Annotated in this window: 30 protein-coding genes; 16 read left to right on the top strand and 14 right to left on the bottom strand. The window is 63.3% G+C overall.

Going from position 1 to position 24,653, the window contains the following annotated elements; all coding sequences use genetic code 11:
• Positions 1-75: 75 nt before the first annotated feature.
• Positions 76-744 carry a TIGR02117 family protein gene (locus M729_RS0126075; protein WP_027163330.1) on the top strand — a complete coding sequence of 223 codons (669 nt, stop codon included), beginning with the start codon at positions 76-78 and terminating at the stop codon, positions 742-744.
• A 74-nt stretch (positions 745-818) separates the two neighbouring features.
• Here the strand turns inward: M729_RS0126075 and M729_RS0126070 are convergent, their stop codons facing one another.
• Together M729_RS0126070 and M729_RS0126065 are read right to left on the bottom strand one after the other, a co-directional pair.
• Entirely contained in the window at positions 819-2,060 is a 1,242-nt protein-coding gene (locus M729_RS0126070) for an FAD-dependent monooxygenase (RefSeq protein ID WP_027163329.1), read from the bottom strand.
• 19 nt (positions 2,061-2,079) lie between these two features.
• Entirely contained in the window at positions 2,080-2,325 is a 246-nt protein-coding gene (locus tag M729_RS0126065; protein WP_027163328.1) for a zinc-finger domain-containing protein, read from the bottom strand.
• Between the two features lie 211 nt (positions 2,326-2,536).
• Here M729_RS0126065 and M729_RS0126060 point away from each other — a divergent pair, with 211 nt between their 5' ends.
• Together M729_RS0126060 and ppx are read left to right on the top strand one after the other, a co-directional pair.
• Positions 2,537-4,738: an RNA degradosome polyphosphate kinase gene (locus tag M729_RS0126060; RefSeq protein WP_024505006.1), complete on the top strand. Its 2,202-nt coding sequence runs from the start codon at positions 2,537-2,539 to the stop codon at positions 4,736-4,738.
• Positions 4,738-6,273, top strand: a complete 1,536-nt coding sequence (gene ppx / locus M729_RS0126055) for an exopolyphosphatase (RefSeq protein WP_027163327.1) — start codon at positions 4,738-4,740, stop codon at positions 6,271-6,273. The genes M729_RS0126060 and ppx overlap by 1 nt, the downstream gene beginning before the upstream one ends.
• Before the next feature lie 284 nt (positions 6,274-6,557).
• Here the strand turns inward: ppx and M729_RS0126050 are convergent, their stop codons facing one another.
• The 4 genes from M729_RS0126050 to M729_RS0126035 all read right to left on the bottom strand — a co-directional run bounded on the left by M729_RS0126050 (position 6,558) and on the right by M729_RS0126035 (position 9,810).
• Complete coding sequence (locus M729_RS0126050; protein ID WP_013532414.1) at positions 6,558-6,962, bottom strand: DoxX family protein; 405 nt, start codon at positions 6,960-6,962, stop codon at positions 6,558-6,560.
• A gap of 157 nt (positions 6,963-7,119) precedes the next feature.
• Positions 7,120-7,539: a DoxX family protein gene (locus M729_RS0126045; protein ID WP_013532413.1), complete on the bottom strand. Its 420-nt coding sequence runs from the start codon at positions 7,537-7,539 to the stop codon at positions 7,120-7,122.
• 235 nt (positions 7,540-7,774) lie between these two features.
• Complete coding sequence (gene fumC / locus M729_RS0126040) at positions 7,775-9,172, bottom strand: class II fumarate hydratase (protein WP_024505710.1); 1,398 nt, start codon at positions 9,170-9,172, stop codon at positions 7,775-7,777.
• Positions 9,173-9,330: 158 nt separating this feature from the next.
• The gene (locus tag M729_RS0126035) at positions 9,331-9,810 is read right to left on the bottom strand and encodes a cupin domain-containing protein (protein ID WP_027163326.1); all 480 of its coding nucleotides are present in this window, start codon (positions 9,808-9,810) and stop codon (positions 9,331-9,333) included.
• 88 nt (positions 9,811-9,898) lie between these two features.
• Here M729_RS0126035 and M729_RS0126030 point away from each other — a divergent pair, with 88 nt between their 5' ends.
• Complete coding sequence (locus M729_RS0126030; protein WP_224673043.1) at positions 9,899-10,915, top strand: LysR family transcriptional regulator; 1,017 nt, start codon at positions 9,899-9,901, stop codon at positions 10,913-10,915.
• Here the strand turns inward: M729_RS0126030 and M729_RS0126025 are convergent.
• Together M729_RS0126025 and betI are read right to left on the bottom strand one after the other, a co-directional pair.
• On the bottom strand, positions 10,900-11,658 hold the full coding sequence (locus tag M729_RS0126025; protein WP_027163324.1) for a glucose 1-dehydrogenase: 759 nt from the start codon (positions 11,656-11,658) through the stop codon (positions 10,900-10,902). The genes M729_RS0126030 and M729_RS0126025 overlap by 16 nt on opposite strands.
• A gap of 123 nt (positions 11,659-11,781) precedes the next feature.
• Positions 11,782-12,420: a transcriptional regulator BetI gene (gene betI / locus M729_RS0126020; protein WP_027163323.1), complete on the bottom strand. Its 639-nt coding sequence runs from the start codon at positions 12,418-12,420 to the stop codon at positions 11,782-11,784.
• An 81-nt stretch (positions 12,421-12,501) separates the two neighbouring features.
• Between betI and choX the strand changes: the two genes are divergently transcribed.
• Together choX and M729_RS0126010 are read left to right on the top strand one after the other, a co-directional pair.
• On the top strand, positions 12,502-13,440 hold the full coding sequence (choX, locus tag M729_RS0126015; protein ID WP_027163322.1) for a choline ABC transporter substrate-binding protein: 939 nt from the start codon (positions 12,502-12,504) through the stop codon (positions 13,438-13,440).
• A complete protein-coding gene (locus tag M729_RS0126010) occupies positions 13,437-14,261 on the top strand; it encodes an alpha/beta hydrolase (protein ID WP_245267639.1) in 825 nt (274 codons plus the stop codon). Before choX ends, M729_RS0126010 begins: the two co-directional genes overlap by 4 nt.
• An 83-nt stretch (positions 14,262-14,344) precedes the next feature.
• Here M729_RS0126010 and M729_RS0126005 read toward each other — a convergent pair whose 3' ends face one another.
• On the bottom strand, positions 14,345-15,130 hold the full coding sequence (locus tag M729_RS0126005) for an NIPSNAP family protein (RefSeq protein ID WP_027163320.1): 786 nt from the start codon (positions 15,128-15,130) through the stop codon (positions 14,345-14,347).
• 149 nt (positions 15,131-15,279) lie between these two features.
• On the opposite strand from M729_RS0126005, the gene M729_RS0126000 reads away from it, so the two are divergent.
• Entirely contained in the window at positions 15,280-15,906 is a 627-nt protein-coding gene (locus tag M729_RS0126000; protein ID WP_245267638.1) for a TetR/AcrR family transcriptional regulator, read from the top strand.
• 20 nt (positions 15,907-15,926) lie between these two features.
• Here M729_RS0126000 and M729_RS0125995 read toward each other — a convergent pair whose 3' ends face one another.
• Positions 15,927-16,520: a hypothetical protein gene (locus M729_RS0125995; protein WP_024505719.1), complete on the bottom strand. Its 594-nt coding sequence runs from the start codon at positions 16,518-16,520 to the stop codon at positions 15,927-15,929.
• A 110-nt stretch (positions 16,521-16,630) separates the two neighbouring features.
• Here M729_RS0125995 and M729_RS0125990 point away from each other — a divergent pair, with 110 nt between their 5' ends.
• On the top strand, positions 16,631-17,761 hold the full coding sequence (locus tag M729_RS0125990) for a metallophosphoesterase (RefSeq protein WP_027163318.1): 1,131 nt from the start codon (positions 16,631-16,633) through the stop codon (positions 17,759-17,761).
• 57 nt (positions 17,762-17,818) lie between these two features.
• On the opposite strand, the gene M729_RS0125985 is transcribed toward M729_RS0125990, so the two are convergent.
• Positions 17,819-17,998, bottom strand: a complete 180-nt coding sequence (locus tag M729_RS0125985) for a CsbD family protein (protein WP_024505721.1) — start codon at positions 17,996-17,998, stop codon at positions 17,819-17,821.
• A 197-nt stretch (positions 17,999-18,195) separates the two neighbouring features.
• Between M729_RS0125985 and M729_RS0125980 the strand changes: the two genes are divergently transcribed.
• The 7 genes from M729_RS0125980 to M729_RS0125945 all read left to right on the top strand — a co-directional run bounded on the left by M729_RS0125980 (position 18,196) and on the right by M729_RS0125945 (position 21,718).
• Positions 18,196-18,849 carry a glutathione S-transferase family protein gene (locus tag M729_RS0125980; RefSeq protein ID WP_024505722.1) on the top strand — a complete coding sequence of 218 codons (654 nt, stop codon included), beginning with the start codon at positions 18,196-18,198 and terminating at the stop codon, positions 18,847-18,849.
• Positions 18,850-19,276: 427 nt separating this feature from the next.
• A complete protein-coding gene (locus M729_RS0125975; protein ID WP_010915421.1) occupies positions 19,277-19,486 on the top strand; it encodes a cold-shock protein in 210 nt (69 codons plus the stop codon).
• Between the two features lie 359 nt (positions 19,487-19,845).
• Complete coding sequence (locus M729_RS0125965) at positions 19,846-20,073, top strand: hypothetical protein (RefSeq protein ID WP_013532399.1); 228 nt, start codon at positions 19,846-19,848, stop codon at positions 20,071-20,073.
• On the top strand, positions 20,073-20,480 hold the full coding sequence (locus M729_RS0125960; RefSeq protein ID WP_013532398.1) for a hypothetical protein: 408 nt from the start codon (positions 20,073-20,075) through the stop codon (positions 20,478-20,480). The genes M729_RS0125965 and M729_RS0125960 overlap by 1 nt, the downstream gene beginning before the upstream one ends.
• Position 20,481: 1 nt before the next feature.
• The gene (locus tag M729_RS1000000137720) at positions 20,482-20,649 is read left to right on the top strand and encodes a hypothetical protein (protein WP_013532397.1); all 168 of its coding nucleotides are present in this window, start codon (positions 20,482-20,484) and stop codon (positions 20,647-20,649) included.
• Between the two features lie 55 nt (positions 20,650-20,704).
• Entirely contained in the window at positions 20,705-21,025 is a 321-nt protein-coding gene (locus M729_RS0125950) for a YkgJ family cysteine cluster protein (protein WP_032809400.1), read from the top strand.
• An 81-nt stretch (positions 21,026-21,106) separates the two neighbouring features.
• Complete coding sequence (locus M729_RS0125945; protein ID WP_027163317.1) at positions 21,107-21,718, top strand: LysE family translocator; 612 nt, start codon at positions 21,107-21,109, stop codon at positions 21,716-21,718.
• Positions 21,719-21,813: 95 nt separating this feature from the next.
• On the opposite strand, the gene M729_RS0125940 is transcribed toward M729_RS0125945, so the two are convergent.
• From M729_RS0125940 to M729_RS0125930, 3 genes are read right to left on the bottom strand one after another with little or no spacing between them, the layout of a single operon-like run.
• Positions 21,814-22,200: a nuclear transport factor 2 family protein gene (locus tag M729_RS0125940; protein WP_027163316.1), complete on the bottom strand. Its 387-nt coding sequence runs from the start codon at positions 22,198-22,200 to the stop codon at positions 21,814-21,816.
• Between the two features lie 16 nt (positions 22,201-22,216).
• Complete coding sequence (locus tag M729_RS0125935) at positions 22,217-22,663, bottom strand: OsmC family protein (protein WP_027163315.1); 447 nt, start codon at positions 22,661-22,663, stop codon at positions 22,217-22,219.
• Between the two features lie 34 nt (positions 22,664-22,697).
• A complete protein-coding gene (locus M729_RS0125930) occupies positions 22,698-23,705 on the bottom strand; it encodes an NAD(P)-dependent alcohol dehydrogenase (RefSeq protein WP_027163314.1) in 1,008 nt (335 codons plus the stop codon).
• 102 nt (positions 23,706-23,807) lie between these two features.
• Between M729_RS0125930 and M729_RS0125925 the strand changes: the two genes are divergently transcribed.
• Complete coding sequence (locus M729_RS0125925; protein ID WP_027163313.1) at positions 23,808-24,416, top strand: TetR/AcrR family transcriptional regulator; 609 nt, start codon at positions 23,808-23,810, stop codon at positions 24,414-24,416.
• Positions 24,417-24,653: the final 237 nt, after the last annotated feature.

The raw sequence follows: 24,653 nt of genomic DNA, 5'->3' as shown, positions 1-24,653 counted from the left end.
GCCGGGCTCTTTTGCGTATGGGATAACAGGCGACCGTTCCTGTCGCGCTGGAGCGCTTTTGCAGAGCCGCCTTTCATGAAGAGACTGGGACGTTTTCTAGGCCTTCTGTTGATTGTCGTCGCTCTCGCCGTGACGACGGGCACCCTCGTGCCGCGGCCGCTGTGGCCGGCGGCCGCCGCCATGCCCGCCGCGACGCGCCACATCCTGGTGCTGAACAATCCGATCCACACCGATATCGCCATCCCGGTCGACGATGCCGTGCGCCGGCGTTTCCACTTCCTGGTCGACGCCGGCATACCGGCCGACAGGCCGGAGGTCCGCTACATCGTCTTCGGCTGGGGCGGTCGCGCCTTTTACCTGGAGACGCCGACATGGTCCGAGCTGAAGGCGGTACCGGTGATGAAGGCACTGACCCTCGACGCGTCGGTCATGCATGTCGATGTCGCCGGTGACATCCTCGAACCGCGTCCTGACATCGCGGGGTTCGACATCACAGAGGACCGGTTCGCGGCGTTGCTCGATTTCATCGATGCGAGTTTCCAGCGCGGACCGGAAGGCCCGATCCTCGTTCCGGACGCGGCCTATTCCAGGTTCGACGGCTTCTACGAAGCCAACGGCCATTTCAACGCACTGATCGGCTGCAACACCTGGACGGCGGCCGCCTTGCGCACCGCAGGCCTGCGCACCGGCTGGTGGAACCCGCTGCCTGTATCGCTCGGGCTATCGATGCGGCTGTATAATTAGCGTGGGCATTCCGCGAATTGGCGAGTGTCGCGTTCCTTCACACCCCCCTCTGTCCCGCCAACCTTTCGCAGGTTTCAGCTTTCGTCAGCCTCCGGTGCCCGCCAGCCATAGAGCCAGTCCAAATCCGCCGCGAGTTTTTCCGACGAGCGCATTTTCAGGAACACGTTGCGCGCAATCGCCACCGGCCCTGCGGCATGCCAGGCCAGCCGGTTGACAGCGCCGCGTCGGGCGACCTGCGCGACACGCGGCCGCCGTGACTGTTCCCAAACCGCAAGCGCGGCCAGCGGGGTCGCGGGGGAGGCGTAGACGGCGTCGGCAAGCGTCGCCGCATCCTCGATTGCCATGGCCGCACCTTGCGCCGCGAATGGGGTCATCGCATGCGCGGCGTCGCCGATCAGCGCCATGCCGTTCGGTGTTGTCCAGGGCTGTTGCGGGTCGACAGTGTGGATCGGCCACGCGGTCCACGGGCCGGCCTGCTCGACCAGACGGGCAAGTTCTGCCGCGGTGCCGGCAAGAGCTCGGGTCAGGATCCCGGCGTCGGCGTTGCCGGACCAGCCTTCGGCAATGCGGTCGCCCCTGGTGAAGGCCGCGAGATTGAAGGCCGCACCCTTGCTGACGGGATAGGCCACCATATGGAAGCCGGGATGCAGGAAGGTGGTGACGCAGTCCCTGGCGCCGATGGCGGCAAAGCTCTGCCCCGCGGCGCTATCAGCTGCGATGGTCGCGCGCCAGGCCAGTTCGCCGGAGAAACGGTTTCTTGGCGAAGCCGACCCCTTGGCCGAGTCGACAAGTGGGCGCACCGACGACCAGACGCCATCGGCCCCGACCAGCAGGAAGCCCTCCGCCTCGATCGTCTTGCCGTCGATCTCGGCCGTCGCCGTGATGCCATGCGGGCCGGAGGCAACGTCGCCGATGCGCGCGCCGGTGGTGAGATGGATATCCGGCACCTCGGCAACGCGCGCGGTCAATGCGCTCTGCAGATCGGCCCTGTGCGCGACGAGATAGGGTGCTTGCCAGCGGGTTTCGGCGGCTTGCCCCAGCGGCACGCGCGCCAGTTCACGCAAGGTCGCGGCCTTCTTCAACACCACGGCTTGCGGCCGCACAGCTGCCGGCAGCAGCCGGTCGAGCACGCCGAGCTGGCGAAGGATGCGCGTCGCGTTTGGAGAGAGCTGGATGCCGGCGCCGGCAGCTTCCAGGCGCTGCGCCTGTTCGAACACCCGAACCGCGTAGCCGCGCGAGGCGAATGCAAGGGCTGCGGTCAATCCGGCGACACCGGCCCCGGCGACGACAATTTGCCGGGAACGCGTGTCGTTCATCGGGCTGGTCGCGAAAGGCTCAGGCGGCCTGTTCGATGTAGATGCATCCGGCCGGCAGCGTTTCCGTCGCCTTCAGCTTCGGCGAATAGTGGTAGAGCGTCGAGCAATAGGGACAGACTTTTTCATTGTCGTCGCCCATGTCCAGAAACACATGCGGGTGGTCGAAAGGCGGATTGGCGCCCGTGCACATGAATTCCTTCACGCCGATGTCGATTGCCGGATAGCCCGCATCGTTCTGAAAATGGGGAATGGAACCGCCTGCCATCGTCGTCTCCTTAACGCAGTCTCGTCTGCATCTGGATCATATCAGGCCTCTTTGCAAGTTCGATGAAATCAAACTGTCGCAAAAGCCTGTCAGAGGATAAGTTAAGCCGGTTAACCCATGACCCGAAAACCGATTTCGGTTTCCGGGAGGGACCATGGGTCGCTAGAGTGACTGGCTAGCCGGCTTGAGCGGGTGTGGAAGAGCGGGAATCATGAACGAACTGAAGCCGGTGCAGAACGAATTCGTGGATGTCGAGGTGGCTCGCCCGGAAGGCGGCAACCCTGACCGGTTTGTCAACCGCGAGTTTTCCTGGCTGCAGTTCAACCGGCGCGTTCTCGAGGAATCGCTGAACCTCAATCACCCGCTGCTGGAGCGCGTCCGCTTCCTGTCGATCTCGGCCGCCAATCTCGACGAGTTCTTCATGGTCCGTGTTGCCGGTCTTGCCGGCCAGGTGCGCGAGGGCATCACGCTGAAGAGCCCGGACGGCCGCACCCCCGAACAGCAGCTCGAACAGCTGCTGCGTGAGGTCGAGCGGCTGCAGGAAGATCAGCAGAAGAGCCTTTCGGCGCTCACCGTGCTGCTCAACAAGGAAGGCATCGAGAGCATCACCCGCGATGCGCTGACCAAGGACGAGAAAATCTGGCTGGAAGACCATTTCCAGGAACAGGTTTTCCCGGTGCTGACCCCGCTGTCGATCGACCCGGCGCATCCGTTCCCGTTCATCCCCAATCTCGGCTTCTCGATGGCGCTGCAATTGCGCCATCGCAAGAACGGCGAGGAGATGAGCGCGCTGCTGCGCCTGCCGGTGGCGCTGAAGCGCTTCATCCGTCTGCCGGACCGCAAGCATCATGTCCGCTTCATCCCGCTGGAAGAGGCTGTCGGCCTCTATATCGGCAAGCTCTTCCCCGGCTACGAGGTCAAGGGCTCCGGCACGTTCCGCATCATCCGTGACAGCGATATCGAGGTCGAGGAGGAGTCCGAGGACCTCGTGCGCCTGTTCGAAACGGCGCTGAAGCGGCGTCGGCGCGGATCGGTGATCCGCATCGAATTCGACAGGCTGATGCCTGGCGAATTGCGCGATTTCGTCGCCGGCGAGCTTGGCGTGTCGTCCAGCCGCATCAGCGTCTTGACCGGTCCATTGGCGCTCAGCCAGATTTCCGAGATCGTCGCCGTTCCCCGCGACGACCTGAAATTCACGCCCTACAATCCGCGTTTTCCCGAGCGCATCCGCGAACATGGCGGCGATTGTTTCGCCGCCATCCGCGAGAAGGACATCGTCGTCCATCACCCTTACGAATCCTTCGATGTGGTGGTGCAGTTCCTGCGCCAGGCAATGGCCGATCCGGAAGTGGTGGCGATCAAGCAGACGCTTTACCGCACCTCCAACGACAGCCCGATCGTGCGCGCGCTGGTCGACGCGGCCGAGGCCGGCAAGTCGGTCACCGCGCTGGTCGAGCTCAAGGCGCGTTTCGACGAGGAAGCCAACATCCGCTGGGCGCGCGACCTGGAGCGGGCCGGCGTGCAGGTGGTGTTCGGCTTTCTCGAACTGAAGACACATGCGAAAATGTCGCTGGTGGTGCGGCGCGAGGACGGCAAGCTGCGCAATTACGTGCATCTTGGCACCGGCAACTACCACCCAGTCACCGCGCGCATCTACACCGACCTGTCCTTCTTCACCACAGATCCGACGATTGCCCGCGATGTCGCCCAGCTGTTCAATTTCATCACCGGCTATGCCGAGCCGACGGACGAAATGCGGTTGGCGATCTCGCCGTTCACGCTGAGAAGCCGCATCCTGAAGCACATTGCCGACGAGATTGCCTACGCGGTGCAGGGCAAACCGGCGCGCATCTGGATGAAGATGAACGCCCTCGTCGATCCGATCATCATCGACGCGCTCTACGATGCCAGCCGCGCCGGCGTCGAGATCGACCTTGTCGTGCGCGGCATCTGCTGCCTGCGGCCGCAGGTTCCTGGCCTGTCGGAAAACATCCGCGTAAAATCGATCGTCGGCCGTTTTCTCGAGCACAGCCGCATCTATTGTTTCGGCAATGGTTACGGCCTGCCGTCGGACGAGGCGATCGTCTACATCTCCTCGGCCGACCTGATGCCGCGTAATCTCGACCGCCGCGTCGAAACCATGGTGCCGATCACCAATCCAACTGTGCATGAACAGATCCTTGGTCAGATCATGCTGGGCAACATTATGGACAATCAGCAAAGTTTCGACGTATTGGCTGATGGAACCTCCCGGCGCGTCGTGCTGGAGGAGGGCGAGGAACCGTTCAACGCGCAGGAATATTTCATGACCAATCCGAGCCTGTCGGGACGGGGTGACGCGCTGAAGTCGCATGCGCCCAAGCGCATCGCGCAGTTCAAGCGCCGCAAGAAGAACGCCGCAGCGTCCGGCTGATGCTGTCTGATTCTCAGGGCCGGCTGCAGGACCGCCGACCGCTGTCCATCATCGACATCGGATCGAACTCGATCCGTCTCGTCGTCTATGAGGGGCTGGCGCGCTCGCCGACCATGCTGTTCAACGAAAAGATGCTGGCCGGTCTCGGCCGCGGCATCGTTTCGACCGGCAAGCTCGACCCCGAGGCGGTAACGCGCTCGATGGAAGAGTTCCGCCGCTTTCGTGCGCTTTCCGACCAGGCCGGCGCCGAGCAGATGTATGTGCTGGCGACCGCGGCGGCCCGCGAGGCGGTCAACGGCCCCGATTTCATCCACCGCGCCGAGGATGTGCTGAAGACCGAGATCCGAGTGATCAGCGGTCGTCAGGAAGCGTACTATTCCGCGCTCGGCGTCATTTCCGGTTTCCATCCGGCCGATGGCATCGCCGGCGATCTGGGCGGCGGCAGCCTCGAACTGGTCGATGTCAGCGGCGAGGCGATCGGCGACGGCATCACGCTGCCGCTGGGCGGCCTGCGCCTGCAGGACATGGCGAAGAACTCGCTGACCCAGGCGGCCAGGATCGCGCGTGACGAACTGGCGAAGGCCAAGCTGTTGAAAGGCGGGCAGGGCAGGCCCTTCTACGCCGTCGGCGGCACCTGGCGAAATCTTGCCCGGCTGCACATGGAAATGACCAACTATCCGCTTGGCGTCATGCACCATTACGAGATATCGGCCGAAAGCGCGGCGAACTTCCTCAAGCAGGTGGCCAAGGCCGAGATCGAGAAGGTCAAGGGCATCGAAGGCGTTTCGAAGAACCGCCGTTCGCTGCTGCCCTATGGCGCCATCGTGCTGCAGGAGATCATGGCGGCGATGCAGCCGTCGAAGATCATCGTCTCGGCGCTCGGCGTGCGCGAAGGCTTTCTCTATTCGCTGCTCGACGAGGCCGAGCAGAAGGCCGATCCGCTGATTTCGGCCTCGGAGGAACTCGCCCGCCTGCGCTCGCGCTCCGTCACCCATGCGCACGAACTTGTCGACTGGACCGCCAAGACCTTTGCGGCCTTCGGCATCGACGAGACCGAGGACGAGGCGCGCTACCGCCACGCGGCCGCATTGCTGGCCGACATCGGCTGGCGCGCGCATCCCGAATACCGCGGCAAGCAATCGCTCAACATCATTGCGCACGCGTCCTTCTTCGGCGTCGACCATCCTGGCCGTGCTTTCCTGGCGATGGCCAACGCCTATCGTCACGACGGCATCTTCAACGAAGCCATCGCCCCCGAGATCAAGGCTCTGGCACCGCCGCGCTATCTGGAGCGCGCCCGCGTGCTCGCCGCGATGATGCGCGTCGTCTATCTGCTGACGGCGTCGATGCCCGGCATCATGCCCAGGCTGAAATGGGAACAGCGCGCCAACGGCGTGCTGGCGCTGGTCTTGCCGGTATCGCTGGCCGATCTCTATGGCGAGCGGCCGGCCGGGCGCCTGGCGCAGCTGGCCAGGATCACCAACCGCCGGCTGGTGCTGGCCGTCGAGGGTGGCCCCAGCATGTCAGTGAAATAAGGCGCTAGCTGCTAGCAGACCCGTGTCTTATCTGACTTAAGCGGAGACCTGCCGGTCGTACTTCGCCGGCGGCTTCGCGTTTGATGACCGGCTTCCCCAATCCGTCGCTGCTTTGCAGCGCCACCTTTCTCCCCTCCGGAGGGAAAGGAAGGGAGCCTCGTTGGAAGAGCGTTGGCGGCAATAGGCTCGCGGCCTTCCTCTACCCCGTCGATCAGGGGAGAGGTGACTCGACGAAGCCGAGACGGAGTGGGGTCGATCAGCTCGGGCCCATCTACGCAAAAATATCAAACCGCGCCGCGCCCGTCGATCGACCATGCGCCGGCGCCGGCCATCGCCAGCGCTACAAACCCACCTGATATCGCAATGTCCTTCATCAGCATCTGCTGGTGCAGGAAGGCGAGCATCGCGTCGCCGCCGCCCTGGCCATAATGGCCGATGAAGCCGGCGACGATACAGAAGGCAGCGAGCAGAAGCGCTATGATCCGGGTCTGGAAACCGACCAGGATGAGCAGCCCGGCGATCAGTTCGAACAGTCCCGTGCCCCAGGCAGCAAGTGTCGGCAGCGGCAGGCCGAGGCCGGCGAAATAGCCTGTGGTGCCGGCGATGTCGCTCAATGCATGGAAACCGGAAGGCACGAACAGGGCGGCGAGCAGCAGCCGGGAGAGCAGGAGCAGCGCGTTGCGGGGCATGTTCACCTCCGTTGTCGGCCGCCGGCCGGCCTCGTCCCGATAGCCCCGATCCTATCAGAAACTCCGGCCGACAGATCGGCGGTCATGCACCAACAACGAAAAAGCGGCGCGGAAAATTCCGCGCCGCTTTCTTGTTCGGCTATTGCCGGGTCTTGGCTCAGCCGCGCTTGGCGTCGATCGAATAGGCACCGGCGCCCGAGGAAGCCAGCACGAGGAAGCCGCCCGCAATGGCGAGGTTCTTGAGAAACTGGATCATCTGCATCTGGTCGGCCCAACCGGTATGGGCGACCAAACCGGTAGCGACCGTGAAGACCGCCAGCACCCAGGCGACAATCCGGGTCTTGAAGCCGACGAGGATGGCGAGGCCGCCGAGAAGCTCGATCAGGCCGACGACGGTGGCCGTTACGGTCGGCAAGGGCAGGCCGAGGCTGCCGAAATAGCCCGCTGTTCCGCTAATGGCGGTGAGCTTGCCGAAACCTGAAAGCAGGAAGATGACCGCGAGCAGGACGCGGCCGAGGAGGATGGTGGTCGAGGCATTGGATGCGCCGGAACCGGCGACTGAAATGTTGGTGGACATGGTGGCTCTCCGGGATGGGTTGATGCCGGGGAGATAGAGCAAACCGACTGTTCACCAAAGCCACCAGACTGGCGACACATTGTTCACAGTACTTACGTTTCCGTGATCGGGCGGCCTGCGCAAAATTCGCTTCGGGTGAGGTCGTGACGGGAGTAAATTCTCCCCTCACGAAATACCGGGCTTTTGGTTGACGCAATTCCGGACCGAAAACCGCAGACACTTTTCCTGGAATTGCCTACCCCGGATGCGTCATATCCTCCGGCCGCACCAGCCGGTCGTAATCGGCTTCGCTGACCAGCCCGGTGGCGAGCGCTTCCTCGCGCAAAGTGGTGCCCTTCTTGTGCGCGGTCTTGGCGATCTTGGCGGCATTGTCGTAGCCGATGGTCGGCGCCAGCGCCGTCACCAGCATCAGCGAGCGGTCGAGTGCCGCCTTGATGTTGTCTTCGCGGGCCTCGATGCCGACGACGCAATTGTCGGTGAAGGAGACCGAGGCGTCGCAGAGCAACTGCACCGACTGCAGGAAGTTGTAGGCCATCAGCGGATTGTAGACATTGAGCTCGAAATGACCCTGGCTGCCGGCGAAGGTGAGCGCCGCATTGTTGCCGAACACCTGTACGCAGACCTGCGTCAGCGCCTCGCACTGGGTCGGGTTGACCTTGCCCGGCATGATCGACGAGCCCGGTTCGTTTTCCGGCAGCGACAGTTCGCCGAGGCCCGAGCGCGGGCCTGAGCCGAGGAAGCGGATGTCGTTGGCGATCTTGAATAGCGCGGCGGCCGCCGCGTTGATGGCGCCGTGCGAAAACACCATGGAATCATGGGCCGCCAGCGCCTCGAACTTGTTCGGCGCGGTGACGAAGGCGATGCCGGTGATGGAGGCGATGCGATCCGCGACCCTTTCGGCGAAGCCGACCGGCGCGTTGAGGCCGGTGCCGACGGCGGTGCCGCCCTGCGCCAGTTCCTGCAAGCCGGGCAACGTCAGCTCGATGCGCTTGATCGACGAAGCGACCTGCGCGGCATAGCCCGAAAATTCCTGGCCAAGCGTAAGGGGGGTGGCATCCTGCGTGTGCGTGCGGCCGATCTTGATGATGTGATTGAACTCTCTGCTCTTGGCGGCGAGTGCCTTGTGCAGGTGCTTCAGTGCCGGCAACAGATCGTGCACGATGCGTTCGGCGCAGGCGATGTGCATGGCTGTCGGATAGGTGTCGTTCGACGATTGGCTCATATTGACGTGATCGTTGGGATGCACCGGCTTCTTGGAGCCCATGACACCGCCCAGCATCTCAATCGCCCGGTTGGAGATCACCTCATTGGCGTTCATGTTGGACTGGGTGCCCGAACCGGTCTGCCAGACCACCAGCGGGAAATGCTCATCGAGCTTGCCGTCGATGACCTCTTGCGCCGCCTCGACAATCGTCTTGCCGATCGCAGGATCGAGCCGCTTGAGCTCCATGTTGGCTTCGGCCGCCGCCCGCTTGACGATGCCCAATGCGCGCACGATCGACGCCGGCTGCTTTTCCCAGCCGATCTTGAAATTGCCGAGCGAACGCTGCGCCTGCGCGCCCCAATACCGGTCGGCGGCGACTTCGATGGGACCGAACGTGTCGGTTTCGGTTCTGGTCTTTGCAGCGGTCACGGGTCTCTCCTTGTCGAAGTCGGCAACGGCGTATCGCGTTGCACAAACGGCTTCAAGCGGAGAATGCGGGCGGCGAGGATGCAAATCGGTTGAAGGCGCGGCGCGTCTCTCCTTCTCCCACAAAGGGGAGAAGGGAAGGGCTGCGCAGTTTCGGCCTCTCACCCCAGCGGCGGACCGACAATGTCGATGCCGTTTTTTGCGCAAAGCTGCACCAGTGCCGCGATGATTTCCGGTGTTGGTTCCATCAGCGGCGGCAGTTCGGGCTGTTCGGCGGGACGGCTCGCCTGACGCAGCATCGTCTCAAAATCCGAACCGCGCGTGATGGTGAGGGCGCGCGCACCTTCCGGGGATTCGACCCGGTAGGTGTGCGGCAGGCCTTTCGGTGCGATGACGGTTTCGCCGGCGTCCGCAATGCGTTCGTGGCCGTCGATCTGAAAGCGCAATCTCCCCTCCAGGATGTGAAACACTTCGTCTTCCCTGCGATGCACATGCAGCGGCGGCGAGTCGCCATAGGGCATGTGATGCTCGACGACGCAGGTGCCGTCCTCTCCTGCCATCGACGAGACGTGGATCGCGACGAGCGTGTTGTTGAACCAGAAGAGTTCCTTGCCTGTGATCGTGCCGGGGGTCATTGTCATGGCGTGTCTGATCCTTCTGTTGCCTGTGCCTGCTGGGCCCATGACGATCTAGCCAGGGATACGCCGACAACGGAAATCGAATGATCGCATGGGGCGAATTGATGCGATGAATTTGAACGCGCTCGACCTCAATCTCATCAAGGTGTTCGACGCCCTTCTGCGGGAGAGAAGCGTTACGCGTGCTGGCGAGCAGATCGGCCTCAGCCAACCTGCCGTCAGCGCTGCGCTCAATCGCTTGCGACATCTCCTCAACGACCAGCTGTTCGTGCGACGGGGCAATGACATGATGCCGACACCGCGCGCCGAGAGCATGGCCGAGCCGTTGCGCGTGGCGCTTCGCGAGATCGAACGCGTCTTCCATTCGGCCAAGGCGTTCGATCCGGCGGAACTGGAGCGAACCTTCACGTTCATGGGGGCGGATTTCTTTTCCATGATGCTGATGCCAGCGCTGGCGGCACGCATCGCTGGCGCCGCGCCGCGCGCGTCGCTAAGGTTTCTCGATAGCGCGCGCGGCGATGTCTCGCGGCTGCTCCAGGACGATGAAATCGACGTAGCGCTCGAGCGTCCGCTGGAGGTCTCCGACTGGGTCTCAAGCACGCCTCTGTTCCATTCACCATTCGCCATCATCGCCGCGCAGGACAACGCTGCGATCAGGCAGGCGGGAATCATGGAAGGCAAGACTCTGCCGATCGACCTCTTCTGCGAGCTGCCCCATATTCTTCGTTCTATCGACGGGTCGATGTCGGGCTCCACCGACGAGGCGCTCCGCAAGATCGGGCGGACGCGCCGTGTAAGCCTGACCCTGCCGCACTTTCAGGCTGTCGCATTAGCCGTGGCAAATGGAAACCACCTGTCGGCGGTGCCCAGGCAGTTCGCGGTTTGGGCGGCCGAGACCCTGCCGCTCGTCATCTTTGAACCGCCGCTTCCCATTGCTGTTCCGGAAATCAGGATGTACTGGCACGCGCGCCACGACGACGAGCCACCCCATCGCTGGGTTCGCGATCAGGTCCTGGAGGCGGTAGGCGTACTTGGATTTGTAGAAAGTGGCGTCGCTGAAAATGTCGGCGCTTGGCGTGGCGCCCGGACGGATCAGCCCGCGGTATAACCACCGTCGACGGAGAAGACCCCGCCGCTGGTCCAGGCCGCCTCGTCGCTAGCGAGGTACACTGCGATGCCCGCCAGATCGTCGGGGCGGCCGATTCTGCCAAGCGGATAGCTGCGCTCGACATAGGCTTTCAGCTCGGCCTTTGCCTCGGCCGGCAAATTGTCGACGGTCTTGCGTCGCATGGCGGTGTCGACAGTGCCGGGCGCGATGGCGTTGACGCGGATGCTGCGCGGGCCGAGTTCGAAGGCCAGCGATTTGGTCAGCGAGTTCAACGCGCCCTTTGACAGGGAATAGAGGCTCGAGGGCCGCTTCGGGATCATCTTGTTGGCGAAATAGGACGAGATGTTGATCACCGACGCGCCGGCCGCCAGATGCGGCAGCAGACCCTGCGTGAGGAAGAACACCGCCGTCACATTGAGCGCGAAGGATTGTTGGAACTGCGCCTCGCTGACGGTCTCGAACGGCACCAGGAAAGCCACCCCGGCATTGTTGACGAGAATATCGAGCGGCCTGCCGGATTTTTTGACGTGCTCGACGACGGCCGCAATGCCGGCCGATGTGGCAAGATCGGCCGACAGCGTCTCGATAGTGCCGCCGAGGTGCTTATGGGCGGCGTCGAGCTTCTTGGTGTCACGGCCGACGATCAGGACGTCCGCGCCCTCGCGCGAAAAGGCCTCGGCGATCGCCAGGCCGATACCGTCCGACCCGCCGGTGACCAGCGCGCGCTTGTTGTGAAGTCTCATCGGATGCTCCGAGATTTCTGCGTCGTCGAGAGCACCGTATAGTGGCGGCCAAGGTCAAGCCGTCAGCCTATCCCACGGTATGAACTTCGACCGCTGCCACCCGGCAGGCCGGCCGAGGCTGGTTTAAGCGCCGGCGGTCGCAAGCTCCCCCAAAGCCAGCCGTCCCGCGACATAATTCTTGACCTGGCGGACAGCCTGTTCGCGCGACACGCTGCCCGGCTGCAGGCCGAGCCGCAACCAAAGCCCGTCGATCAGCGCGGTGACGCCAAGCGCGATGTCGTCGGCATCTCCGGGCGAGGCGAGGCCGCGCAGGCCCGACAACAGGTTCGAGCGCATGCGCGCATGGATCACCCTCTGGATACGGGCCATCTTCTCGTCGCGCGGCACCTCGGCGCAGAGCGACAGCCAGGCATGGCAGAGAGGCGGCTGGAACAGATGCTCCTCGAAATTGCCCTCGATCACCGCATTCATGCGCTCCATCGGTGTCTGCGCCCGGCGAAGCCGCGCGATCACCGCCTGGCACAGGACGGCGTTTGCCTCACGCATCGCGTGCTCGAACAATTCCTGCTTGTTGCGGAAATAGTGCAGCACGATGCCCTTGGAGGCACCAGCCTGCGCCGCCACCTTTTCCAGTGTCGCGCCGGCAATGCCCTCGCGCTCCAGCACCGCGAAGGCCGCCTGCCGCAATTCCTTGCGGCGGATCTCACTGAGACGCTTGAGTTTCACGGGATCGGTCCATGCACTTCGAATCCACGTTGACATCTTCGTCTGTTCAGATCAAGAATTGACCCATGGGACAATAAAAAGACCAACTGGTCAATTTTACGGACGAGGAGAACCGAAATGTTGCGCATCCTTGCAAATGGCGTCTGCCTTGCCGGCCTCATGTTGGCCACTCATGCGGCCCAGGCGGCCGAGGCCGAAGAGTGCAAGACGGTCCGCATGGCCGAACCCGGCTGGAACGACCTTGCCTTCACCACAGGGGTCGCCAACGTCTTGTTGGAGGCGCTCGGCTATCAGTCGCAAAGCCAGGTGCTCGGCATCAATGTCATCTATGAGGGCATGAAAAACAGGGACCTCGACCTGTTCCTCGGCTACTGGGACCCGGCCATGGTCACCTATTACGAGCCCTACAAGAAGGACGGCTCGGTCGAGAATGTGCGCGTCAATCTCGTAGGCGCCAAATACACATTCGCCGTGCCGACCTATGTCTGGGAAGCCGGCGTTAAGGACATTTCCGACCTGCACAAATTCGCCGACAAATTCGGCAAGAAAATGTACGGCATCGAGCCCGGTTCAAACCAGTTGATGATGGACGCTATCGCCGATCCCGCCTTTGGCCTGGACGGCTGGCAGGTGGTCGAATCGAGCGAAGCCGGCATGCTTTCCGAGGTCGGCTACGAGATCAAGGAGAAGCAGTTCATCGTCTTCCAGGGCTGGGCGCCGCATCCGATGAACATGATGTACGACTTCAAATATCTGACCGGCGGCGACAAGTTCTTCGGCCCGAATTTCGGCGCCGCGACGGTGACGACGCAGGTGCGCAAGGGCTATCTGCAGCAATGCCCGAACGTCGCACAGTTCTTGAAAAACCTCGCCTTCGACATTGATTTCGAGAATGTCGGCATGGGTTATCTGATCAATGACGGCATGAAGCCGGAGGACGGTGCGCTGAAAGCAATCACGGCCAACAAGAGCCGTCTCGATGCCTGGCTCGCCGGCGTCACCACCTTCGACGGCCAACCCGGGCTTGCCGTGGTCAAGGAAAAGCTCGGCCTGTGAGGGCGGCGGTGCTGAATGCCTGCGCGGACCAGGACGGCTGGGCCGGCCGCAAGCAATTCGTCACTGTCGGCGATCTCGACATCGCCTATGCCGAGATATCGGGCGCCGAGCCGGCACTGCTGTTGGTGCACGGCTTCACCGACACCAGCCGCAGCTTTTCGCTTCTGGCGCCCTATCTGGCCGGCCGCCGGCTGATCATGCCGGATCTGCGTGGCCACGGTTCCTCGCAAGCGGGCAAGGGCTGCGGCATAGCCGATTTCGCTGACGATATTGCCGGGTTGATCCAGAGTTTGCGGCTCGACCGGCCGCTCGTCGTCGGCCATTCGCTGGGCGCCATGGTGGCCATCGCATTGGCAGGGCGACACAGGGAGCTGATCGGCGGGCTGGTGGTCCTGGCCGGCACGTTGAAGCCCGATTTCGCGCCGGATCATCCGCTGGTCGCGGGCGTCGAGGCGCTGCGCGACCCGATATCGCCGGCCGATCCGTTCTACGCCTGGTGGCATGCCTGCAGTCCCGACGTGCCAGCGGCCTTTCTCGCCGGCTTGGCGAGAGACGCGTCGGCATTGCCGGCGCCGCGCTGGCGCGCGATTCTCGAGGAAATCCGCCGCGCCGATCTGAGCGATGCGGCGCGGGCCGTGCAGGCCCGGACGCTGATCATTGCCGGCGCGTGCGACCCGCTGTTCGGCGAGGCGCACCAGCAGGCGTTGCAATCCGCTCTTGCCGGAGCCGTCTTCGTTCGGGCTGAGAGCTGTGGCCACAACCCGCATTGGGAAGATCCGGCCCTCGTCGCCAAGACCATCGTCGAGGCATTTGAAGTCTGATGCATGTCGCCCAAAAGTGGCCCCGGTTTTGGGAGAATGACATGCACAAAAAAGGATCTATTCCTAAAGCGCGTCGACGCGCTTTAGGAATAGATCCCGACCAGCGATTGCGATGTCGGCGACAGCCGCAAGGTCTCCGTGGGTTTGGTCAGGCCGGGTTGCGCGGCCCGCCAAAAATCCTGCCATGCCGGCGAGGCGGCAAGCGCGGCCTTGTGGCGGGCATGCGCTTCTGTGCTGGCAAAACCCATGACGCTGATGAAGACGTTTTCGTCAGCCCGTACCGGCAGGCGCGGAAAACTGTTTTCGGCAGGCTCGGTCACGAACGCGGCGAGCAGGCGTGTGTCGGCTGTCATCAGGCACGCCGTCTCAATCTCGAAACGGGTGGTGAAATCTGCCTCCGTGCCGGGCTGCAAATGATGAATCTCGATGACAACGATGCCGGTCAGCGGCCTGTTTCGAATGGGCTTTTCGTCGCCGGCCAGGTTTGGCCGCTGCGCCCCCGCGAGGTCGAAGCCGGCGCCCGGCCACGCCGGCTTGAGCAGCAGCACATCGTCGGAATCGATCATCGTCGCGTTGGCCGCATCGCGGTGCGCCGCCCAGACCGGCCCGCCATAGAAAGCGGCGAGAGCATTTTTCCGCGCAGCCATGCCGTCGAAGCCGCGCATCCAGACGAACATGTCAGGCCGATCGAGGTCCCGGAACTGGCCGATGATGGTCATGCCGGCGGCCTCCTGGCCCTCGATCAGCCTGCTGTCGAAGATGTCGATGAGCGTGTCGCGTTGGCCTGGCTTCAGCGTGTATTGCCGCAGCTCGACGACAGGCGAGGCGAGCGCCGAGGGTTTCGTCGCGACGTTCTGGGGCAGGTTCATCCGGCATTCTCCAAAACAGGGTGATTGTCCTGTTTGTAAAACAGACCGGTTGTCCTGTTTTGTCAATATGCTAATGTCCGGCAATGTCAGCAGAGATGATCGCTCAACCAAAACCGCGCCCGGGAAAACGCATCAACGACCCTGAGGGCATGCGCAAGAAAGTGCTCGATGTCGCCGAGGACGCGTTCCAGACGCGCGGCTATCACGCCTCCAGCATCGGCGACCTGATGGCGGCGGCTGATGTCAGCGGCGGCGCGCTGCATCACCACTTTCCGACCAAGAAGGCGCTGGCGCTGGCGGTGATCGACGAGCGTGTGGCGGCAGCGGTCGAAGAGACATGGATCGCGCCGGTGCTGGCGGCGGCGTCGGCCCGCGAAGGCGTGCGCGCGGTGTTCGAGGCCGTGGCGGCGCAACTGGAGCAGCAGGGTTTCGTGCGCGGCTGTCCGCTCAACAATCTGGCGCACGAATTGTCGCTTGCCGACCCGGATTTCCGCATTGCCCTTGCCGGGATCTTTGCCGGGTGGCGGCGCGCGATTGCCGCCAAGCTGCGTGCCGACCAGCAGGTGGGCAAGGACGAGCACACGGACCCCGAACGCTTCGCCGCGCTGACGGTCGCCGCCTATTCCGGAGCGATGTCGATGGCCAAGACGGCGCAGGATGCAAGCGTGCTGCGGGATTGTCTGGCGGGACTTGAGCGAAGCGCGCCATCGCCATCGCAGGGCGCATTGGCAGCCAGGCGACGCAACAGGATACTGCCACGGCCGAGTACCCCTTGACTCGCCGTACTCTGGTTCAGCTACTCGGCCAGCGGCTTGATCGTCTCGTAGCCGTTGACGGATTCCGAACTGGTGCCTTCATCGTAGCGCCGGGCGAGCGCGGCTTGCAGATCTGGCGCATAGAGGGCGGTAAATGAATCCAGCGTCTCGCCGGCACCGTTCTTGAAGGTCTCCTTGACCGCCAGGACATTGTATTTGCACTCGCCCAGGCTGAATGTCTCCTTGCCCTTCACGACCAGGCTCAGCGTCTTGGTGCCCTTCGGCGGCTTGTTCGGCGACAACTCGACGAACTCTATCGCGGCCTTTGTCCCCGCCTTCAGCGGAAACAGTTTTCGCAGATCGGAAAACGGGATCATCGCCTGGCGACCGGTGTCGCTGTCGCGAAACACCTCGATCAGGCCGGCGAACAGATATTGGGTCTGGGGCGATTGCGATTCGTAGGTGTTGACAACCGACATCATCCCGCCGGCCACGGGCCGAAATTCGCTCTGGATGCCGGGCCTCGCCAGAACGAAACCCTTTCTGGCGGACTTGACGTCGACGCAACCGGCCGCATGCGCAGTGCTCGCGCACAACATCGCGGCCAGGATCATGCAGATAGGTGCGGCTTTCATTTTTCGTCCTCCTCCGCTTGCGCAAGCGAGACATGCCAGCCCCGTGACGTCATGTCGATGATGACGCAGAGGCGCTGGACGACCGGCCGCTGTCCATGCTGAATCAGCGTATGATGAATCGCCGTTCGACTGCATCGCTTTCCCGACGCAACTTCCTGGCGCAGGCTGCAGGATTTGCCGCGGCCGGCGCCTTGTCGCGCCCGGCCTTCAGCCAGACCGGGCAACGCGTCCAGTCGATCGACGCCACTTTCCTGTTCATCGCCGATGTCCATGCCTGCCGCATGGCGAGCGGCTTGAGCCCCAACTGCCTGCAGGAAGGCAAGACCGACGCCGCGCTGCTGCGCAACGTGTCGGTGCTGAATGCGCTTGGCGACAAGGACTGGCCAACTGAGATCAATGGCGTCGCCACCGGCCTGCGTTCGGCCGGCAGGATAGGCACGCCGCTCGGCCTTGTCGTCGGCGGCGACATCACCGACGATGGCGGCGGCCAGATCACGCAGCCGAGCGAGGGCACCCAACTGCTCCAGTTCAGCCAACGCTACAGCCAGGGCGTCGGTCCCGATCGCGTGCACATGCCGGTTTATATCGGGCTCGGCAACCATGATCTCGACCAGAACGGCCCGCCGCACCATGTCGACTGGTATCGGCGCGAACTGCGCGACTATGTCGAGGTCAACCATCGCGCCGGCGTGTTCTTCAAGCCGCCGGTGCCTGCCACCGACTACGATGTCGACACCGACTGTTACTCCTGGGACTGGGGCGGCCTGCATCTGATCCAGACGCATCGTTTCGCCGGCGATACCGGCCACGGCGCCGAGAGCAGCCTGCCATGGCTGAAGCAGGATCTGGCGACCTATGCGGCGGACGGCCGTCCGGTCATCCTGTTCCAGCACTATGGCTGGGACACTTTCTCGGTGGAACGTTGGGATGCCGCCAAGCGGCATTTCGATGATGACGGCAGTGGTGCGCCGCATTGGTGGAGCGAGGCCGACCGGCAGGCGTTGCTGGCGGCGCTGAAGGGCTACAATGTCGTCGGCATTTTCCATGGCCACCAGCACGAAACGCCGCTGATCTATCGCAGGGACGGGATCGACCTGTTCAAGCCGAAGGCTGCCTATATGGGCGGTTTCGCGCTGGCCAGGGTGACCAGCGACGGCATGGACGTGGTGCTGGGCGAGGCGGCCGGCGATCACGGCGAGGTCGTCTTCACCAATGCTTTCAGCAAGGGTTGGAGCACCTGAAAAAGGCGGCCTTCGCGACCGCCTTTCCCTCGACAAAGCGCGTTTGTCTATGTCGGATCAGAGCGCCTTCTTGACCTTGTCCTTGACGTCGCCATAGGCTTTCTGCACCTTACCGGCGGTCCGGTCGCCCGTGCCTTCGGCCTGAGTCTGCCTGTTGCCGGTCGCCTTGCCCGCGGCTTCCTTGACCGAGCCCTTGACCTGCTTGGCCACGCCCGCAACCTGATCCTTGTTCACCATTTTTTGCGCATCTCCTGGGGTTCTGAATTCGGAGGAATTCATTTGCGGTAGCTAACGAGCCGGCGTCGGTTAGGTTCCAGGCGTCGCCCGGACGGCAGATCAGGTCGCGCGGCCGCCGCCCTGGGGCAGGCTGGTGGGCTAGGCTGCGAACACGCGTCGACCATGGAATTTGGATGGCCGTGCATGCGGGGAGAAAAATGGCTGAATTCACTCTCTATATCGGCAACAAGTGTTTCTCCTCATGGTCGTTGCGGCCATGGCTGGCGATGAGGCATCTGGAGATCCCGTTCGAGGAAGGTTTCGTGCGGCTGCGCACGCCTGAAACCTTTGCCAATCTGGCGAAAGTGTCGCCGACCGGTCAGGTGCCGGTGCTGAATCACAATGGCAAGATCGTCTGGGAAACCCTTGCCATCCTTGAATATCTCGCCGACCTGTTTCCCGAGAGAAATCTCTGGCCGGCCGATATCGACGCCCGCGCGCTGGCGCGTTCGGCCGCGAGCGAGATGCATTCCGGCTTTCGCGAAGTCCGCTATGGCTGGCCGATGAATTTGCGCCGGCCGAAGGGCCACAAGCCGCTCGACGCCGAGGGCGAGGCGCAACGCGCCCGCATCGAGGTGCTGTGGCGCGAGTGCCGGGAAAAATACGGCAGGGGCGGCCCGTTCCTGTTTGGCCATTTCACCGCGGCCGACGCCATGTATGCGCCTGTCGTCACCCGTTTCGACACCTATGGCGGCACGCTGGCGCCGGATACGCGCGCCTATGTCGACGCCGTGCTGGCAACGCCGGCGATGCGGCACTGGTATGCCGAGGCGGCCAAGGAGAGGTGGCCGGAACCCGGCCCGGACGAATAGCCGGATCCAACGAAAACGCCCCTCGCACCTTTTATCGTGCGGGGGGCGTCTTTGCCATCAACCGTTCTTTCGATTGCTCTCACGAACTGCTGACGACAAGGCATAAATGCGCCTTTGCGCGGATGGTTCCTGGATGCCAGAAAATTTTTTCAACTTGGCGCAAGCGCGCTGTTTGGCGCCCGGTTTGCCGTCATGCCAGCTGGTTTGGCCTGGCGTTTTGGGAGAAATCCGCATCTGTGGCTTTATGCAAATTTGACAGCGCGCCAAAAGAAGCCTACAAGCAAATCGTCGATATTTGTTTGACTGACTTTTGTTATCCGCGCTTTCGAGCGCGCCTTTGACGAACTTCCCACATCAAAAATCGGGACAAACGACGTTGTGCATCCGCATGGCGTCGAACGAATATTTGCCATGGAAAGGGTTCGTCATGAGCACCGGCACAGTTAAATGGTTCAACGCCACCAAAGGTTTTGGTTTTATTCAGCCTGACGACGGCTCGGCCGACGTTTTTGTCCACATCTCGGCCGTAGAGCGCGCTGGCATGCGTGACATCGTCGAGGGCCAGAAGCTCGGCTACGAGATGGTCCGCGACAACAAGTCGGGCAAGATGTCCGCCGACCAGTTGAAGGCGGCCTGAAAAACGAATTCTGCTCTCCCGGTGACCACGGATGTACTGGCACCGGTGAGTGGCGAATTCGGGCGCATGGCCGCGGAGACCTGAGTTTCCACGGCATATCATGTGCATAAGCAGGGCGTTCCCGTGCGGTGCATCCTTTTGGATGTCATCTGGTTGCGCGACGCTCTCATGGAAGGTCAGGCGGTGCCTGGCCTTTTTCATTTTCCGCGCCTTGCCGCCGAAAGTGCGCTGCGCGCCGGCCTGGACGTGCTAAGGGACGCTCCAGCAATTTGAATTCGCCGCGCGTATTGCTTTGTGCGTGATCCTGACCGAAGACCCGGTCTCGCTCCATCGGCACAGGCTCCTGACAGGAGAAAGATTTGACCACCAGTTCAAAGACAACCGTCGATCAGGCCGTGTCCCTGTTCAGCAAGACGCAAACCCAGTCGATGTCGCTCAACCGCATCAATTCCGAGCGCGACGCCGTCAGCGAGGCACGCGAAGCCAAGACCGCGCGTCTGCGCGAATTGCGCCTGGAGAAGGAGGCCGACGAGATGGCCGCCGCCGCCGCGCTAGCCGCTTTGCCGAAGCGGGCCGGACGACGCTGATGGCCACCAAACGCGTACCGCCAACACCGATCGCCGCCGACGCAACCATTGCCGATATGGTCGAAGGCCTCGACAAGCCGGTCGAATTCGTCCGGCGTGTGCTGGAAAAGCTCGAACGCTGCAAGCGTGCCCACGGTGATGCCCAGGTTCGCGTCGGCGTGCGCGGCCGCGCCGAATGCCCGAACTACCTGATCGAGTATGTCCGCGAAGACGCCAAGACCCATGAGCGGGTGACGTATCAGGACGCCGCCTACAGCGGCAGCACGCATCGCGAGCTGGCGGCCCATCACATCGAGGCGGTGAAAAACTGGTCGCCCGAGGAAATGAACATCACGGCCGTTTCAGCGCTGATCGGCCGCCTGCGCAATCCGCGCGCGCCATCATCGCGCTTCGCCGACGAGGACTGACATGGCCATAAAATTCTCCTCCAAGGATCAGCCGGCAGCCTCGGGTGCCGCGGCAAAACCGGCCAAGCCGGTTGCCGCGCCGAAAGCCGGCGACGCCACCGAGGCGGCGACCGACCTGTTCAAGTCGCCGGCGGATTCGCCGAAGGGCAAGACGGCCAAGAAGAAATAGCGCCTTGCCGCAAGACGCAGATCACAACCCCGCCGCGCCAGGGCTGTCCGCCCTGGTGGCCGCCGCAAGCGTTTTGTCGTCGCAACAGGGCACCTTCGATTGCCAAAGCTGCGGTGCCTGCTGTTCCTATTCGGCCGAGTGGCCGCGCTTTTCCACCGAAGATGACGCACAGCTCGACCGTATCCCGGAAAAATATGTCGCATCCGACCTGTCAGGCATGCGTTGCGAGGGCGTGCGCTGCTCGGCGCTGTCCGGCGAGATCGGCAAGTCGACCGCTTGCGGCATCTACGACGTGCGGCCGGACGTCTGTCGCGCCTGCATGCCCGGCGACGAGGAGTGTCTGATGGCACGCCAGGCGCTCGGATTACCGGTGTAGCCAATCTCCCGTCGCCTCCGCTTGTGCGCCGACCCGCAGCCCGGTACCTTCCTGGCCGGGTAGGGTGCCGGAGGAACCATCGTGAGCATCGAATTTCTGTTGACGTCCCTGATTGTCGTGGCTTCGCCCGGCACCGGCGTTCTCTACACGCTGAGCGCCGGCCTCTCGCGCGGGGCGCGGGCTTCGATCATCGCCGCCTTCGGCTGCACGCTCGGCATCATCCCGCACATGGCCGCCGCAATCACTGGCCTGGCGGCGCTGCTGCACACCAGTGCGCTCGCCTTCGAGACGCTGAAATATCTCGGCGTCGCCTACCTGCTCTACATGGCCTGGAACACGTTGAAGGAAAAGGGCGGCCTCAGCGTCGAGCAGGATGTGACGCCGCGCTCGGCCGGCAAGGTGATTGCCACCGGTATCCTCGTCAACGTGCTCAATCCGAAACTGTCGATCTTCTTCTTCGCCTTCCTGCCGCAGTTCGTCAGCACCACCGAGCCCAATGCGCTGTCGAAAATGCTGGAACTGAGTTCCGTCTTCATGCTTTTGACCTTCGTGGTTTTCGTCGGCTACGGCATCTTCGCAGCCTCGATCCGCAGCCATGTCGTCTCGCGGCCAATGGTGTTGACCTGGATGCGCCGGACCTTCGCCGGCGCCTTCGTCATGCTCGGCGCAAAGCTGGCGCTGGCCGATCGGTAGCGGGGAGCGGTTCAGTCTCGCTGATCCGCTCTCCTTTGTTGCGCTATTCCGGGCGAAAAGCGGTTATGCGCTTTCGGGGCATTGCTCGGGGCGCGCTACCCCTTCACATAGCCCATCGCTTCGACGATCCGCCCATCGGCCACACGCATGAGGTTGACGCCGCGCAGCGAATTGCCGTCGGTCATGAAATAGCGCCAGCGGATCGTTGCCCGGTCACCGGCAATGAAGGTTTCCTCGATATCGAAGCGCGTGCCGGCCTGGGTCGCGATCGCCGTCCAAAGCCCGACGCACGCTTCCTTGCCGGCATGGCGGGCGCCGTCCGGCGCCGGCACGGTGTTCTCGATCACGCAATTGTCGGCCACCAGCTCGGCGAGTGCCGAAGGATCATGGCGTTGGAATACGTCGTTGTAGCGCCGCATGATCTCGGCCGTCTTCTGGGACAGACCGTACGCGTTTGCGTCCATGACAATCTCCTGTGTCATCTTCTTTCTCCTGGCTTCATTGACCTTTGGTGGCTTCGACGAGCGTTGCCTTGAGGGTGATCTGAGACACGCCGCCAAGGGCCCGCGAGACGAGGCAGCCCGCCTTGGCGGACTGTGCAAGGCGCTCGAATTCATCTTCGGCAAGTCCCGCGACCTCTGCCTCGGTTTCGAGTTCGATGCGGGTGATCGTCGGACCGGCAGCGGTTGCGCCAAGATGCACCTTGGCGACGGTGCTGATGCTTGTCGGGACATGATTGGCGTTGCCCAGCATGGCGCTCAGCGCCATCGAGAAGCAGCCTGCATGCGCCGCGGCGATCAGTTCTTCCGGGTTGGTGCCCGGCCCGTTCTCGAAACGCGACGGGAAGGAATAGGCGCCTTCGAAGACGCCGCTGCCGAGCCGCAACCGGCCCGAACCTTCCTTCAGCGTCCCTTGCCACTTGGCCGAGGCTTCACGAATTGTCATGGTCGTTCTCCCTTGGGTTTGAGGACTCGATGGGTCAGGCGCCGTCGATGATCACCTTCCCAACGACGTCGCCCTGCTGGAAAAAGCGGTAGGCATCGCCGGCCTCGGTGAAGGCGAAGACCTTGTCGATGACGGGCCGCAGGCGGTGCTGCGAGACGGCGCGCAGCATGGCTTCGAGATTGGTCCGGCTGCCGACGAACAGGCGGCTGATGGTGGCGAGGCTGCGCTGGTAGAGTGCCGCCGGCAGCTGGATCGATCCGCCTTTCGCATCCTGCAGCGTCAAGAGCACGATGTGCCCGTAAAGCGTGCTGGCGATCAGCGACTGCGCGAAGGTCGCCGGGCCACCGGTCTCGACGACGAGATCGATGCCGCCGGTCTGGTCGCGGACGGCCGCACCCCATTGCGGCATATCCGGTGTCGAAATCACCAGGTCGGCGCCCAGCGCCCGCAGCCTGTCGGCTTTCTCGCCGCGCGAGGTGACGACGGCGACATGGCAGCCGAGCAGCTTGGCGAACTGCAATGCAAAGAGCGAGACGCCGCCCGAGCCGATGACCAGAACCCATTGGCCGGGCTTCGGAATTCCGGCGCCCGTCACCGCATTCCAGGCGGTCAGGCCGGCGCAGGTCAGCGTTGCGGCCTCTTGCCAGTCGAGATGATCGGGCAGCCGCACCGCCCATTGTTCGTCGAGAACCGCATATTCCGCCAGCATGCCGTCCAGCGTGCAGCCGAGCTGGTCGACGAGCCCGGCATGGATGCGGCCGTCGATCCAGCGCGCGAAATAGCTGCCGGTGACACGGTCGCCGACGGCAAAGCGGGTGACGGCAGCGCCGACGGCGACAACCTCACCAGCCCCGTCGCTCAGCGGAACGACGCCTTGGCGTGGCGGCAGCGGATAGGTGCCGTTGAGGATCATCGTGTCGCGTCGGTTGAGCGATGTGGCGCGAACGCGCACCACGATCTCATGCGGTTTCGGCTCTGGCTGCGCCGCCTCGCGCATCACCAGGGATTCGGTCCCGGATCCTTCGAGGCGGTAGTTGCGCATTTCGTTCTCCTCAAGGAATATATAGACTGATCTACATATTATGTAGACCGATTGTCATATTCTGCGCAAGGCCTATAATGATTCCTACTGACAGAGGTTGACATGGCCAACGACACCCGCACCCGCATACTCGAGACGACTGGGCTGCTGCTCAGGCAGCGCGGCTATCACGGCACCTCGCTCAACGACATATTGAGCGCCAGCGGCGCACCGCGGGGCTCGCTGTATTTTCATTTTCCCGGCGGCAAGGACCAATTGGTCATCGAGGTGACGCGCGCCAGCGTTGCCGACGTGACGGAGAGGCTGGGCGAAGCGCTGGCCGCCGAAAAGGATCCGGCGGTAGCCGTCCATCATATCTACCAGTCGGTGGGGCGCATGCTGGAAGACAACCAGTTTTCACTCGGCTGTCCGATCGCGCCTGTCGTGCTGGACTCGCCCACCGACGTGCCGGAACTGGCGGAGTTGTGCCGCTCGGCCTTCGAACAGTGGATAGGCCTGCTGCGGGACGCCTTCGTCAGGGCAGGGGTGCCCGCGCGCCGCGCGCATGCATTGGCACTACTGGTCGAATCGTCACTGGAAGGGCTGATGGTGATCGCCCGCGCCACCCGAGACCGCGCCCCGGTACAGGCCGTGGCCGATGAGGTCGCGGCGTTGATCGAAGCCGCGGTGCTTGATGGCGAGGTAAAGCAACGCGCGGATGCCGCCGTCTGAGAACCGACGGAGGCGCGGCGATCGAGGTCCGCGTAAACGAAAAGGGCGGCATCTCTGCCGCCCTTTCCGTATCTGAAGGCTGATAGGGCTGGATTAGAAATCCATGCCGCCCATGCCGCCCATGCCGCCGCCCATGCCGCCAGGCATGCCGCCGCCGCCAGCCGACTCCTTCTTCGGAGCCTCCGCGATCATGGCTTCGGTGGTGACCAGCAGGCCGGCGACCGAGGCCGCGTCCTG

The organism is Mesorhizobium sp. WSM1293 (assembly GCF_000513875.1).
GTDB classification, from domain to species: domain Bacteria; phylum Pseudomonadota; class Alphaproteobacteria; order Rhizobiales; family Rhizobiaceae; genus Mesorhizobium; species Mesorhizobium ciceri.
The sequence above is the reverse complement of the archived record's forward strand: the minus strand, read 5'-3'. Positions and strand labels throughout refer to the sequence as shown.

What these genes read in the sequence shown, in the direction of transcription:
- M729_RS0126075 (WP_027163330.1), top strand. Translation starts at nt 76, where the DNA reads ATGAAGAGACTGGGACGTTTTCTAGGCCTTCTGTTGATTGTCGTCGCT.
- M729_RS0126070 (WP_027163329.1), bottom strand. Translation starts at nt 2,060, where the DNA reads ATGAACGACACGCGTTCCCGGCAAATTGTCGTCGCCGGGGCCGGTGTC.
- M729_RS0126065 (WP_027163328.1), bottom strand. Translation starts at nt 2,325, where the DNA reads ATGGCAGGCGGTTCCATTCCCCATTTTCAGAACGATGCGGGCTATCCG.
- M729_RS0126060 (WP_024505006.1), top strand. Translation starts at nt 2,537, where the DNA reads ATGAACGAACTGAAGCCGGTGCAGAACGAATTCGTGGATGTCGAGGTG.
- ppx (WP_027163327.1), top strand. Translation starts at nt 4,738, where the DNA reads ATGCTGTCTGATTCTCAGGGCCGGCTGCAGGACCGCCGACCGCTGTCC.
- M729_RS0126050 (WP_013532414.1), bottom strand. Translation starts at nt 6,962, where the DNA reads ATGCCCCGCAACGCGCTGCTCCTGCTCTCCCGGCTGCTGCTCGCCGCC.
- M729_RS0126045 (WP_013532413.1), bottom strand. Translation starts at nt 7,539, where the DNA reads ATGTCCACCAACATTTCAGTCGCCGGTTCCGGCGCATCCAATGCCTCG.
- M729_RS0126035 (WP_027163326.1), bottom strand. Translation starts at nt 9,810, where the DNA reads ATGACAATGACCCCCGGCACGATCACAGGCAAGGAACTCTTCTGGTTC.
- M729_RS0126030 (WP_224673043.1), top strand. Translation starts at nt 9,899, where the DNA reads ATGGGGCGAATTGATGCGATGAATTTGAACGCGCTCGACCTCAATCTC.
- M729_RS0126025 (WP_027163324.1), bottom strand. Translation starts at nt 11,658, where the DNA reads ATGAGACTTCACAACAAGCGCGCGCTGGTCACCGGCGGGTCGGACGGT.
- betI (WP_027163323.1), bottom strand. Translation starts at nt 12,420, where the DNA reads ATGTCAACGTGGATTCGAAGTGCATGGACCGATCCCGTGAAACTCAAG.
- choX (WP_027163322.1), top strand. Translation starts at nt 12,502, where the DNA reads ATGTTGCGCATCCTTGCAAATGGCGTCTGCCTTGCCGGCCTCATGTTG.
- M729_RS0126005 (WP_027163320.1), bottom strand. Translation starts at nt 15,130, where the DNA reads ATGAACCTGCCCCAGAACGTCGCGACGAAACCCTCGGCGCTCGCCTCG.
- M729_RS0126000 (WP_245267638.1), top strand. Translation starts at nt 15,280, where the DNA reads ATGCGCAAGAAAGTGCTCGATGTCGCCGAGGACGCGTTCCAGACGCGC.
- M729_RS0125995 (WP_024505719.1), bottom strand. Translation starts at nt 16,520, where the DNA reads ATGAAAGCCGCACCTATCTGCATGATCCTGGCCGCGATGTTGTGCGCG.
- M729_RS0125990 (WP_027163318.1), top strand. Translation starts at nt 16,631, where the DNA reads ATGATGAATCGCCGTTCGACTGCATCGCTTTCCCGACGCAACTTCCTG.
- M729_RS0125985 (WP_024505721.1), bottom strand. Translation starts at nt 17,998, where the DNA reads ATGGTGAACAAGGATCAGGTTGCGGGCGTGGCCAAGCAGGTCAAGGGC.
- M729_RS0125980 (WP_024505722.1), top strand. Translation starts at nt 18,196, where the DNA reads ATGGCTGAATTCACTCTCTATATCGGCAACAAGTGTTTCTCCTCATGG.
- M729_RS0125975 (WP_010915421.1), top strand. Translation starts at nt 19,277, where the DNA reads ATGAGCACCGGCACAGTTAAATGGTTCAACGCCACCAAAGGTTTTGGT.
- M729_RS0125960 (WP_013532398.1), top strand. Translation starts at nt 20,073, where the DNA reads ATGGCCACCAAACGCGTACCGCCAACACCGATCGCCGCCGACGCAACC.
- M729_RS1000000137720 (WP_013532397.1), top strand. Translation starts at nt 20,482, where the DNA reads ATGGCCATAAAATTCTCCTCCAAGGATCAGCCGGCAGCCTCGGGTGCC.
- M729_RS0125940 (WP_027163316.1), bottom strand. Translation starts at nt 22,200, where the DNA reads ATGACACAGGAGATTGTCATGGACGCAAACGCGTACGGTCTGTCCCAG.
- M729_RS0125935 (WP_027163315.1), bottom strand. Translation starts at nt 22,663, where the DNA reads ATGACAATTCGTGAAGCCTCGGCCAAGTGGCAAGGGACGCTGAAGGAA.
- M729_RS0125930 (WP_027163314.1), bottom strand. Translation starts at nt 23,705, where the DNA reads ATGCGCAACTACCGCCTCGAAGGATCCGGGACCGAATCCCTGGTGATG.
- M729_RS0125925 (WP_027163313.1), top strand. Translation starts at nt 23,808, where the DNA reads ATGGCCAACGACACCCGCACCCGCATACTCGAGACGACTGGGCTGCTG.